Raw genomic sequence first — 12563 nt, forward strand, 5'->3', positions numbered from 1 at the left:
AGCAGAGCGTTCTGGAGCATTTTCGGAACTTGTATTCCAACCTGTCCTGTGGAGTTCAACGTTTTTTCTGAGAGAACCGTTTCTTCACGGGCACGGAAAGCACGAAAATGCTCTAATGAACCGTTTTTGTTTGTGTTTAAGAATTCCCAAGAAGGTCGCGGAAATGCCGCAAATTGATAATGTGAACGAGCTATTGACGCAAACCCAGTCATTGATTGGGGATGCATTGCAAGCTGTCGAGGCGACATTTGCGACCGAATTGGCCTCGAAGAATCCCTATCTCAGGGATATCTATCAGCACACATCCCGCTTTCGTGGAAAACGGCTCCGTCCAATTTTGTGCTTGCTGACAGCCAAAGCCTGTGGCGAAATTAAACGTGAGCACGAAATCCTGGCTGCCGTCGTCGAGATGATTCATACCGCCACGCTGGTGCACGACGATGTTCTCGACAACGCTGATATTCGTCGACATGTGGCGACTGTGAATGTTCGCTGGAATAACCATACGTCGGTGTTGTACGGCGATTTTTTATTCACACATTCGTTCCATCTTGCTGCCGAAACGGGAAGTGCGGAAGCTTGCCGACTGATAGGCCGAGCCACGAATCTGGTCTGCGAAGGAGAACTGACACAAATCCGCAACCGTGGAAACCTCAACCTGACCGAGGCGGAGTATCTGAACATCATCGATGGCAAGACTGCCGAACTGTGTGCCGTCGCATGCCTGCTAGGTGCGAAGTTCGCCAATGCCGACCAAGAAACCATCAAGCGACTCGAAAACTTTGGACGACTACTCGGACAAGCATTTCAAATCGCTGACGATGTTCTCGATCTGACAGGACTGGAATCGAACGTTGGAAAAACGTTGGGCACTGATCTCTTTCAACAAAAGTTGACGCTGCCAATCATTCGGCTATTGGGGAAATCATCAGAACAGTCCAAGTCGGAACTGACCGAGCTCTTGGAAGCGGGGACCGATGAAGCTGCTCAGAAAATTGTTCACTTGGCGAAAGAAGAAGGAGTCATTGAAGAATCATTCGATTTCGCAAAACAGCTCGCAACTCAGGCTCAGTCAGAACTCGACATCCTGCCCGATTCGCCAGCCAAGCAGGTCTTGTTGAAATTACCAATCATGTCCATCAACCGCGTCGTTTAGAGTCTTTTCAATACCCGTCGTGCCCGTGCAGAGCGCGTGCGTCACATTCGAAAAGAATTCTCGAAAATGCTCTGCTGCATACTTCAAGCTTGCGGAGAAGCAGTCGGAACGTACCCGTCCGCCGTCCAACCGCGTGCGAGGTTGTAAGCTTTGATTTGCTCAGCGAGTCTTTGCCGAGTGAGGACTCCTCCCACGCTGGCTCCCTCTGCGATGGGAGTTTCAAAGAACCTTGCCGGGAGTGTGTCCTCTGCGGGTGTCCAACCTTGGTCGATATTGAACTGCTTCTTGGCCGTCACGATTCGCTGTGCTGTTGTTTTCAACTCAGCAGCATCGACGTCCCAACCGGTGACAAGGTGCAACATTTCTGCCATCGCAGCCATGCGGTCAGTGAAGACGCCTCTTAGAAATTTGCAGAGGATTAAGGAATCCATCACGGCAGCTTCGTCTTCCGTTTCGATTGCAAGATTGACTGCGTGGTCATCCGGGTTCATGCGGTCGACCTCTTCAGAGAAGTCGACTTGATAAGCTCCCGAGCGATTATGATCTGCTCCGCGCGTTCCGACGGCAAAGCCAAGTGCCATAGTTTGCAGTGCTCGCGGCTCGTACCCGGGCAGTTCTAAACCTTTCACATGGATCGCAAATTCTTCTGTACCACGTCCAATTTTTTGCGAGGCAATCCGCACACCCTCTGCCAGAATTTCACCAACACCTTTTCTCAAGCTGATCAGTTTCAGTGTGTCGAGAAGAGCTTTGCCGCTACCAAACTGGAGCGTCGGTTCATCAAGAAATCCCTTTTCAACAGACTCCATTGCAAAGGCGACACTCGCCCCGGCGCTGATCGTGTCGATGCCGACTTCATCGCAATATGCAGACGCCGCCAACACCATTTCCGGGTCGGAAATCCCACAGAGCGGGCCGAGCGCGTAAAGGTTTTCGTACTCCATGCGCACGGGAGTTTGCTGCTTGTTTCCGAGCTTGAAAATGTGTTCACAACCAATCGTACAAGCAGCACAGCTATCACGCGTACGCACGCTTGAAAGGACATCAGGAGCGATCTGTTCTGCACCTTCAAAAGATGTTTGCTGGAAGTTCCGAGTCGGCAATGTTCCGAGACGATTGAAGGTGAGCAAATTGCTGACGGTTCCGAGTTCTCGATATTTCTCGGTCGCTGCCCCGAACGATTTTTGTGAGAGTGACTTGCTGTATTTGATCAATTCGTCGGGATGTGCAAACTCAGTCTTGCGGTCTCCAAAGACTGCAATCGCTTTCAGTTTTTTCGAGCCCATGACTGCGCCGAGTCCGCCTCGACCGGCGTGCCTGCCATCGTTAGAAATGGTTGCATATCGAACCAAATTTTCACCCGCCGGGCCGATGGCTGCGACTCGAAATTGATTTCCGATTTCAGATCGAAGGCTTTTTGCGGTTGCCGCACTCGACTTGCCCCACAGGTCCGTTGCTTCTTCAATAGAGAGACTGTCGGGCGTGACCTGAATGAAGACTGGCGACTCGCTTTTCCCGACAATGCAGATTGCATCGTAACCCGTTTTCTTCCCTGCGATGGCAAAGTGAGACGAGGAGAGTGAATCGTTCAAACGGTTGGTGAGTGGACTTTTCGAGAGAACGGAAAACTTGGCAGACGTCGTTAGCGGACTCCCGACGAGAGGACTAAAGACAAAAAGCAACGGAGCAGATTCACCAAGCGGGTCGTCATTTCCAGAGGATTCTTGAGAAAGTATCGCCGTCCCGAGACCTCCTCCACCAATGAATCCACGTAGCATTGGCTCGTCAATCTGAACAACCTGAGACGTCCGCTGACAAAGATCAACTCGCAGGTAACAACCGTGGTATCCAAATGGCATGTTTGCGAAGGATTGAGGAGATCCAATTTAAGGGTTCAGGATTCATTCACGATATGAACTCGACCCTCTTTCACTAGGAGTCGATTTTCTGCATAGAGTTGAATAGCTTTCGGGTAGGCTTCGCATTCGGCGGACTGGACTCGCTCAGCGAGCGAATCTGCATTATCAGTGGCATCGACGCGAACCGTCTGCTGTAAAATGATGGGGCCGTGATCGTATTCGTTATCACAAAAATGGACCGTACAACCAGAGATTTTACAGCCACGAGTAATTACAGCCTCGTGCACGCGGTGTCCGTACATCCCTTTTCCGCAAAACGCAGGCAGAAGGCTGGGATGAATATTCATGACTCGATTTGCGAAATCTTCTGGAATGATGATCTTGCTCAGGAATCCGGCCAGAATGACGAGGTCGGCTTCAACATCGCGGACAGCTGAAAAGAGTTTCTGGCTGTACTCATCGGTTGAAGCGAAAGACTTAGGAGAGAGGGTGACAGCAGTCAGTCCTGCACTCTCTGCCTTTTCGACTCCAGTGCAAGGTCGACTGGCGACGACCAGCGGAATCGACGCATCCAGAGACCCAGCCTGAATATTTCGTTGCAGATTGATCATCGTCGACCCACCACCAGAAATCAGAACAGCAAGTTTCAGCGGCACGTTGGTCGATTCCCTAGTCATGAAATTCAATTGTCAGTCAGAGAGTGTAGGTCTACTAGAGCAAGCTGCTCACACATTAACATTAATTGTTACCGAACATTCGTAATGCCCAATTGCGTTCTTCTGAAAAATCGGTGATCACATTTCCGTTGATGGGGTCGAGTTGCAGAATGTTGATAATGCGCCATTCTCCCTCCTCGAGTTGCCACGTCGCTTCCCACCGGGTCGGTTGATGTCCTACATAGCTTTGTCCAATTGCTTCAACTGTCGCGTTCACTCGAAATCGTGTTTTGGCTCGGGTGTTGTTGTTCAGTAAGTCAATTTCAATGTCAGTGACTCGCATATCGTCGCGAACCTTGACCATATTATGAGCCGAACTGACCAGCAATTGAAGGTCTCTGGCTTGCTTGGAAACGTAGGTTAATGTTTGATCCAAATTGCGTTGCTGAAAGGATGTCGTAATCCCGACAACCGAGTTTCGAACTTTCTCCCGTTCGGTGACAATGGCACCTTCAACAAACCAGGTGACACACACCAAGAGGAAGCAAGCGGTCATTGCGATCAGGTAACGGGTTTGCAATCGTCGATACCAGACCATCCCGAACACCATTCCGGCCAGCGTTAAGAAGAGCATTGGCTGCCAGGCGTTTTCGGTGAACCACATGCTCAATGCTCCTTAATACACTTTCGTGTTTCTGTGTCCGTGAAGAGTGATTTTCATGTCATGAATCGCCTACCTCCACGAGACAGAACGCATACATCTTCTTGTAGAATCTGTCCGAAAACCAATGAAACAGACGCTTTTCTCAATGTTTGAGAGAGCAAATTCAAGTTTCCGGATCAGTTCTATTTATTTCGTGACCAATTCGCGGACAAGACCTCGAGCAGCCTTGTAGGCGTGTCGCAGTGCGAACAGGCGAGTTTCGATCTGTTCCTGATTATAGTATTTGCCAATTTCGCTCGGTGGTAAACCTGCCAAATTGAGGGTGAGAGGCAAAAGCTCCATGAATTCTTTGTAACGTCGCTGTTGTTCGGTTTGCTCAGTCATCAACAATCTCCAGCATGGTGTTCTTCTGGTCCTGGCTGGCAACCTGGTTTCGATGAACAAGACTTCAACAGTCGATGTTTTTACGAAACAGCATTACCAACTGTTGGAAGCATATTGATTTTAGCAGACTTCTTACAACGTTGAGCTGTTTAGAACTGATTCGATTGCTTGAATTGCCCCAAGATGCCAAGACAAGTTTGTGATCTCTGCCAGGTTGCAAGAAAAGTCGGGTGAACTTTCATGGCAGGCTGACAGTCAAATCATCTTTTCAGCTCCTGCAGCCGCGCTCGCTTCATCATACTTTTGTCAGGAGCCAGCGTTTCGACCAGAATCGCCATGTCGCCAGCACTCCCCGCACAAACATGTCTGCATTCATTCCAACCCAGGCTCCCATCAGCCCCATTCCCATGTGAATGCCGAAGTAATACCCCAACGGAACTCGCACCAAATAAGTTGTGACCAATGCGACGTACAACGGGAAACGGGTCTCTCCTGCCCCGCGAATGGCTGCGAAGTAAACGATCGACAGGATCAGCGGAATCTGGAACAGGCCGACGATTCGAAATGCCGGGATGCCAACGGCTCGAACGGCCTGATCCTTGTGCATCATCGTATAGATCCAGTCTGCCCCAAGCGTGAACCACAATGTGATAAAAACTCCCAGAATTGCACATTGCATGGCTGCCTCGTGACCTGCTTTCACAGCCCGGTCTCGATCCGTTGCTCCCAGCGACTGCCCGACCATCGTTGCCGCAGCAGCTCCGTAAGCAACAGCTGGTAAGTAGGTAATCGCTTCGACGCGAACACCAATGATGTGGGCTGCGAATTCCGTTTGACCGATTTCGGAGATGACTCGCAAAAACATTGCGTGCCCCATCCACATCACAAGCCCTTCGACAGCTGACGGAATTCCTATCGAAAGAATACGGCGGACCGTCTCCCCCCGTAATCGCAATTGGTCGAGCTTCAATGAGAGCCCGGAAGTTCCTTTAGCAAACAGAGTCAGAATAAAGACTCCGCCACTGACGCGAGCAATGAGCGTTCCGGTAACAATTCCATCGACCCCCAAGGCGGGAATGATCCCCCACCCATTAACGAATATTGTCGAGATGATGACGTTCAGAATGCTGACCGATCCGAAGACCCACATCGGAGTTTTCATGTCACCACATCCTCGAAACGCCGCCGCCAGCACCAGACTCAAACTCGAAAAGAGCAGGCCAATGGCATCGATTCGTAAATATCGCACAGCGATCGTAGCTGCATTCCCTTTAAGTCCCATAAACCCGATCAACCAGGGAGCGGTCGGAATGATCAACAACATGAAGACCAGTCCCGAAACCAGAGAGAGCAGGGCGGATCGATTCGCTACGAGATTCGCCTGCTCTCGGTCATCAGATCCCCAGGCTCGCGAAATGAGTGCCGTCGTTCCGTTTCCCACAACTGCAAAGAGCATCGAGGCCAGCCAGCCAACATAGGCAGCCACTCCAACAGCAGCAGTCGCATCGGTGCGGATATCTCCAGCCAGGTGACCTGCAAGATAGACGTCGTAAAAGCCGACCAGAAAATTCAGGACCTGTTCACCCAAAACCGGCAATGCCAGAAAGAAAACCGTTGTGCGCAGATTTCCCGTAAGAAGTTCTGGAGACATCTTTCGAGTTCGAACGCGAGACATAAAACGGATACTCAGAAACGCAGACAAGAATTCTGGAAACACTGTGATTCAGTCGAGCATTTTCAATGCTTGTGATGCTCGTGGCGATCACATTTTCAGGTTTTGGGGAGCGAAGAAGTACGGAGTCTCCCAACCTGTTGATGAGAGATTGAAAGCGTCAAAGATTCAGTGATTTGAGGGAATTTGGCAGATTGTAGACAATTACCAAGCCAGAGACAGGTCACACGATTCGAGTTCAGGGAATCGGGAGTGATCGCCCAGATATGCTCTGAATCGCTGCCAAACTTGTTAGAAAAGGCATCATATTCCGTTCATTGAGAGGGATTCGTTCGAATTTTTGTCACTCATTTCAATTGCTGCTTCAATTGTTCTGAAAGGAGGAATAATCTGTACTCGCTGATATATTACAATTTCGGATCGCACACAGCCGTGAAATTTGAGTCAGAGAAAACGGGTACCAAATGAAAATTGTTTCGATCTACAACAACAAAGGCGGAGAGGGGAAATCAACCGTTTCCGTAGGTCTCACAGAGTTCCTCGCTGCAAACCGCAAGAAGAAAGTGCTGCTGATCGATCTGGACGGACAAGCATCGAGCTCGTGCGCTTTGTTGGGTCACTTGTCAGTGAAAAATGCAATCCGTGAGCAAAGAACCTCTGTCGAGTTGATGCAACAGATTTTGCATCAGCGGAAAGAGATTGAAGATATTGAACCCTTTCTCACCTGGCGTCCTGCGACCGATTCCAAAAGAGCCCCACTCGCGGAAATCGCCGTCATGGTTCCGGATGGCTCGAAGGCGTTTGAACTCGAAGAGCAGATGAAGTGGAATCGCGATCACTCGCTCTTTTTGAAGTACCTGAAACCGGCATTGAAGAGTTTCGATTACGTCTTGATCGACATGCCGGGAAATTTGCAAAAGACACAAGTCATTGCCATGAACGGAATGGTGATGAGCGATCATGTCGTGGTCCCGGTGAAGCCGACTCACATCTCGCTGAACGCCTTGCCAAACACGTTCGAAATGATTGAATACGTGCAGACGCTAACCGGGAACGGCAGCCCGTCAAACATCGGCATCTTGAGAAACTTCAGCGACAAGCGTCGGCAACAGTATCAAACAAATTTCCCCGGCATCGAATCGGCAGCAGCCAACGGTGAACTTCCTCCGCTCTTCGAGAATTCCTGGACTCCAGCTTCCATCTTCGAAACCGCGACCGACGATCGACAGGAGTTCCGAACGTTGTACTCTCGCTTCGGAAGCGGATCGTCATCGACCTACAAAGCGTGTCGACTCGTTGCCAAGGAGCTTGATGAACGCTGCAGCGGTGACTTCAAAGCTGGGAAATCCAAGCGAATTCGCAAGAACCTGTGGGAACGACTCGGCCTCGCGTAAAGTTGCAAGGCACAAAGTTGTAAGAAAGCGACAGGCAACAGCTGACAGGGAACGCGCTGAATGTTCACGAGACTCGTGTGACGCGGTGGTTTCGGCACTCCTCCTACTTGCTCCCGACAACTTGAACAGAGATGAACCAGTGTTCTACTTTCTGCGTTTGCGGTTCTTCTTTTGGCGTTGTCGTTCTTTCTTTTTCTTTTCGCGCAGGGCGTCTTTCGTTGTCTCGCCTCGTTTGCTGCGCTGTTTACCTTGAGACATCGAGCGGCTGTTGGGATTCATGGCTTCGTTTTGAATTTCCCGCATCGCCTTCATGCGGTCTCCCATTCCCATGCCTGCCATTTGCTGCATCATGCCCGACATATCTTTGAACTGCTTCAGCAAGTCGTTGATTTCTGCCGGATCCGCTCCACTTCCGGTTGCAATTCGGTTGCGGCGTGAGCGGTCGATCTTTTCCGGGTTTCGGCGTTCATCCTCGGTCATTGAGGAGATCATTGCCTTAACACGTTTGATGTCTTTGTCCGGGTCCATTCCCTCCATGGCATCCATGGCCTGGCTGAGTTGCCCCATCCCGGGAATCAGTTTCATGATTGACTTCATCGAGCCCATTTTCTGGATCTGGCCCATCGCCTTCATGAAGTCGTTGAGGTCGAACTTGCCCTCCAGCATTTTCTTTTGCTGAGCTTCCAGTTCATCGGCGTCCATGTGCCGCTGAGCTGTTTCCAGAAGCGTGGCGATATCACCCTGTCCGAGAATCCGCTGAGCCATCCGGTCGGGATGAAATGGTTCGAGCAGGTCGAGTTTCTCACCCATCCCCGCAAATTTGATCGGAACTCCCGTGACCGCTTTGACAGAAAGGGCTGCTCCGCCGCGAGTGTCTCCGTCGAGCTTGGTGAGGATCACACCATCGAGTTCGAGAGCGTCATTAAATGCTTTGGCACTGTTGACGGCATCCTGTCCGGTCATCGCATCGCAAACGAGCAACACCTGATTCGGCATCAGCTTATTGTCGATTTGAATCAATTCCTTCATCAAGGAATCGTCAATATGCAATCGCCCAGCGGTATCGAGAATGATGACGTTGCAGTCTTGCTGCTTGGCAGCTTTCTTGGCGTTTTGGCAAACCTTGACCGGTGTGCTCGAACTGGCCTCTTCCCAATAAACCGGAACCCCGACCTGTTCCCCAATTACTTTGAGCTGTTCAATCGCGGCGGGTCGCTGAAGGTCGGCTGCGACAAGCATTGGCTTCGCGCCTTCAGCCATCAGCATTTTTGCGAGCTTACCGCAAGTCGTCGTTTTTCCGGCCCCTTGAAGTCCACACATCATAATGATGGAGGTTTCGCCCCGGCGGATCGCGATGGAATGGTCGACCGGTCCCATCAAATTGACGAGTTCGTTGTAGACAATCCCGACGATTTGCTCGCCCGGTTTCAGCGACTTGAGAACCTTGTCTCCGACAGCCTGCTCAGTCACACGGTCGCAAAATGCTTTTGCGACATCGTAGTTGACGTCTGCTTCAAGCAACGCTTTGCGAACCTCACCCATCCCTTCGCGGATATTCCCTTCACTCAGCTTCCCGCGAGTGATGTTTCCGATGGCGTTTGTCAGATTTTCGGTGATCGATTCAAGCATTGTTTTCTTCAGTTGTTTCTGTTTAGAACACTTTCGTGCTTCTTGTGTCCGCGAATTGAGCGTTATTGTCAGGTGATTGGCTGAGTGCCACGAGACAGGACTGCGACACCTTTATCAAAACCGCTCGAGGCGGACAGATCAAGTCTTTAGCGAGGATTCTTCATGAGCCGCCAGGCGATAGCCTTGGATCGAGTCGTTTTTTCATTGAACCGAGGCGAGCGCCTGGCGGCTGATTTCACACCTTGTCATTCCGGAGAATTCTCCTCTGGGGATCTGAACGAGCCATCCTAACAAAAAAACAGGAAATCTCCCAACGAGAAAAAGCGACGTCCGAAATCCGAACGTCGCTTTAGTGAGAGCGAGAGAGGTTTGTGAGAGCTTTTGAGAGCGGACCTGTTCTCATTCACATTACTGATCGCTTATTAATTAACATCGCATTCGCTGGAGCAGAAGTCATAACTGTCATCGAAGCTACTTCCCAGGATCGAGCCTTTGTGCCCAATTGTCCCGTCGAATGAATAGCTTTGCTGCATGTTGTTGAAGGCCGTTCCGACGTCTTCCAGTTCATGATTAATGTTCATTGAAAGTTCCGCGAGGCCGACGATCAGTCCGAGGACAACGATAGTGGCAACCAGAATGAGTTCAGCTGAGACAATGAAACCGGCTTCGTCGTTGAGGAGTTGGTTGAAAGTATTCATCGATGTATTCCTTAAGTTGTGAGAAGTTTTGTTTGATGCGAAAGAGATAAAGCAGAGAGAGTGCCAAAGCGTGCCGCAACCTGTTTTGATTCCTTTACACGAGACAGCGAGAGTCGACATAACTTCCTTGACTGGAACACGTTACAACTATTCGCCAGTGCGCTAAATTTTCTTATCACGGAGCAGAACACCCCAAGTGTCGTGAGGTGAATCGGCAACACACGAACCCCTCGACCTCAAACGATTGCCGTATCCCATTACGAAACAGGCACTTACGCAACACGCTGCAGGAATGCATCGCGATGCAAAATCACAACGCCCCTTGGGAGCAATCGACGGTGCGGGTTTGTTCCAAGCCTGATCAATCTGTAAAGTCACCACTCATCAATGGTTGCGAATCGACTCTCAACACCAGCAGGGAAAGCAGGATGGCTGAAGAAAAGTACATCACGGTCCCCCCCGAAACGGACAAGATGCCCCCGGGGATTCCTTACATCGTCGGCAATGAAGCGGCCGAACGGTTCAGCTACTACGGAATGCGGGCCATTCTGGTTGTCTTTCTAACCGAGTATTTGCACTTGATGTCGGACAAGTTGCTCCCAGCGATGAGCAACGCCGAAGCAACAGCGCATTACCATACGTTCGTTTCTACTGTCTACATCTTTCCGATTCTTGGGGCACTCATCTCGGATGCCATCACCGGGAAATACAAACTGATCCTCTGGGTCTCAGTCATTTACTGCCTGGGCCATGGCGCACTGGCACTGGTCGGAAGCCCCGGGATGTCGCCGACGAATTATATGTGGCTCGGACTGATTCTGATTGCGATTGGCTCTGGTGGAATCAAGCCGTGTGTCTCTGCGCATGTGGGGGACCAGTTCGGCAAGAAGAACGAACACTTGATGTCCAAGGTGTATCAGTGGTTCTACTTCTCGATTAACTTCGGGTCGACAATTTCAACATTCATGGTTCCCTGGCTATTGGAATGGTACGGACCGCACGTCGCCTTTGGAATTCCTGGCGTCCTGATGGCGATTGCGACACTGATGTTCTGGATGGGCCGCAAAGTTTTTGTGCATATCCCACCCGCCAGAACGAAACTGTTAGATGACCTCTTCAGTAAAACCGGTCTCTGGACACTCGCGAAAATCTCAGCTGTCTTCGTGTTTGCGAGTGTCTTCTGGGCTTTGTTCGACCAAACAAGCTCGACCTGGGTGCTGCAGGCAGAGAACATGAATCGCAACGTATTTGGGTTTGAGGTCCTGAAAGAACAGATTCAAATTGCGAACCCGGTTCTCGTAATGCTGATGATTCCGCTCTTTCAGTTCGTCATTTACCCAACAATCAATAAGGTCTTCCGGCTGACACAGTTGAGAAAGTTTTCGATTGGACTGTTTCTGGCCACTGCCTCCTTTGCTCTTTCCGCAATCGTCGAGCAATGGATTGAAAAGGGGGGCTATCCATCGATCTCCTGGCAGATTTTGGCGTATGTCCTGATCACCGCCAGCGAAATCATGGTCTCCATCACTGGCCTTGAGTTCTCTTACGCCCAGGCTCCCAAGTCGATGAAATCGATCGTCATGTCGTTGTGGCTAGCATTTGTTGCTCTCGGAAATGTGGTGACGGCACAGGTCAACGAGTTCATCCAGATTCCGAGCATCAATGAAGTCTTGAAAGAATCCAAGTCGTTCAAAACCGCCGGCGACGAAAAAGATGTGGTTCAGGTTTGGAAAACAAAACGAGAACCGCTGACAGGCGAGCATTCTGATGCGGTCGCCAAAATTCTGCGGGTCGCAGGTCATGACGGCGAGTATGGCACGAAAGACGATTTCGTTTTAAAGTTTGGAAAATTTGAGAACCTGCTGCAACTCGTCACTTCCGAAGACGAACAGCTCGACAAAGCGAAAGCTGTCATTGATGAGGAGTTTTTTGAGATCAACAAAACGCTTCCGCCTGTCGAAGTGGGACAGGAACTCATCACCGGAATTAAGGACACCTACGGTGAACAGATCACCTATGAACTGTTGACTCGCAATCGCTATCGACTTCTCTCATCCGGCGCGGACAAGAAACTTCAGACACCTTGGGATGTCACGCTGAATTGTGTTGTGAACCGTGTCGATCGTAAAGATGCAACAGAAAAGCCCGAGAAATACACTTGGAAAGAGAAGCGAATTATCGAACTCAGCGGTGAAGAGGGGCGAAAAGAGGTCGAAGCGAAACGTGGAAATATTCCAAGAACAGAAATCGCAGGCTCGGTGACAGTCGGCGGCGCCGTGACCCTCGAAGGCTCCGACTACCACTGGTTCTGGGCACAACTGATGTTTGTGACTGCGGTCCTGTTCATTCCGGTCGCTTACCTCTACCCAGAAAAAAAGGCCTTATCAGCAGATGACATCTCAGATGAGATCGCTTCGGAGTCACAAGAAGAAGGCACCAGCAACTAACGCA

Annotated in this window: 10 protein-coding genes; 3 read left to right on the forward strand and 7 right to left on the reverse strand. The window is 50.4% G+C overall.

Going from position 1 to position 12563, the window contains the following annotated elements:
* Nucleotides 1-115 precede the first annotated feature (115 nt).
* Nucleotides 116-1156, forward strand: coding sequence for a polyprenyl synthetase family protein (locus Mal48_RS20595; protein ID WP_145204219.1), 1041 nt, complete (start codon nt 116-118; stop codon nt 1154-1156).
* An 83-nt stretch (nt 1157-1239) separates the two neighbouring features.
* Here the strand turns inward: Mal48_RS20595 and Mal48_RS20600 are convergent, their stop codons facing one another.
* The 5 genes from Mal48_RS20600 to Mal48_RS20620 all read right to left on the reverse strand — a co-directional run bounded on the left by Mal48_RS20600 (nt 1240) and on the right by Mal48_RS20620 (nt 6394).
* A complete protein-coding gene (locus tag Mal48_RS20600; RefSeq protein ID WP_145204222.1) occupies nt 1240-3015 on the reverse strand; it encodes an aldehyde ferredoxin oxidoreductase family protein in 1776 nt (591 codons plus the stop codon).
* Between the two features lie 35 nt (nt 3016-3050).
* Entirely contained in the window at nt 3051-3671 is a 621-nt protein-coding gene (gene purN, locus Mal48_RS20605) for a phosphoribosylglycinamide formyltransferase (RefSeq protein WP_231739752.1), read from the reverse strand.
* A gap of 82 nt (nt 3672-3753) precedes the next feature.
* On the reverse strand, nt 3754-4335 hold the full coding sequence (locus tag Mal48_RS20610) for a hypothetical protein (protein ID WP_145204228.1): 582 nt from the start codon (nt 4333-4335) through the stop codon (nt 3754-3756).
* 186 nt (nt 4336-4521) lie between these two features.
* Entirely contained in the window at nt 4522-4719 is a 198-nt protein-coding gene (locus Mal48_RS20615) for a hypothetical protein (RefSeq protein WP_145204231.1), read from the reverse strand.
* A gap of 295 nt (nt 4720-5014) precedes the next feature.
* Entirely contained in the window at nt 5015-6394 is a 1380-nt protein-coding gene (locus Mal48_RS20620) for an MATE family efflux transporter (RefSeq protein ID WP_145204234.1), read from the reverse strand.
* Between the two features lie 461 nt (nt 6395-6855).
* Here Mal48_RS20620 and Mal48_RS20625 point away from each other — a divergent pair, with 461 nt between their 5' ends.
* A complete protein-coding gene (locus tag Mal48_RS20625) occupies nt 6856-7785 on the forward strand; it encodes a ParA family protein (protein ID WP_145204236.1) in 930 nt (309 codons plus the stop codon).
* A 144-nt stretch (nt 7786-7929) separates the two neighbouring features.
* On the opposite strand, the gene ffh is transcribed toward Mal48_RS20625, so the two are convergent.
* Together ffh and Mal48_RS20635 are read right to left on the reverse strand one after the other, a co-directional pair.
* On the reverse strand, nt 7930-9414 hold the full coding sequence (ffh, locus tag Mal48_RS20630; RefSeq protein WP_145204239.1) for a signal recognition particle protein: 1485 nt from the start codon (nt 9412-9414) through the stop codon (nt 7930-7932).
* A gap of 422 nt (nt 9415-9836) precedes the next feature.
* The gene (locus tag Mal48_RS20635; RefSeq protein WP_145204242.1) at nt 9837-10112 is read right to left on the reverse strand and encodes a branched-chain amino acid aminotransferase; all 276 of its coding nucleotides are present in this window, start codon (nt 10110-10112) and stop codon (nt 9837-9839) included.
* 302 nt (nt 10113-10414) lie between these two features.
* Here Mal48_RS20635 and Mal48_RS20640 point away from each other — a divergent pair, with 302 nt between their 5' ends.
* Nucleotides 10415-12559, forward strand: a complete 2145-nt coding sequence (locus Mal48_RS20640; RefSeq protein ID WP_197441873.1) for a POT family MFS transporter — start codon at nt 10415-10417, stop codon at nt 12557-12559.
* The last annotated feature ends 4 nt before the right edge of the window (nt 12560-12563 follow it).

Source organism: Thalassoglobus polymorphus (genome assembly GCF_007744255.1).
Taxonomy (GTDB): domain Bacteria; phylum Planctomycetota; class Planctomycetia; order Planctomycetales; family Planctomycetaceae; genus Thalassoglobus; species Thalassoglobus polymorphus.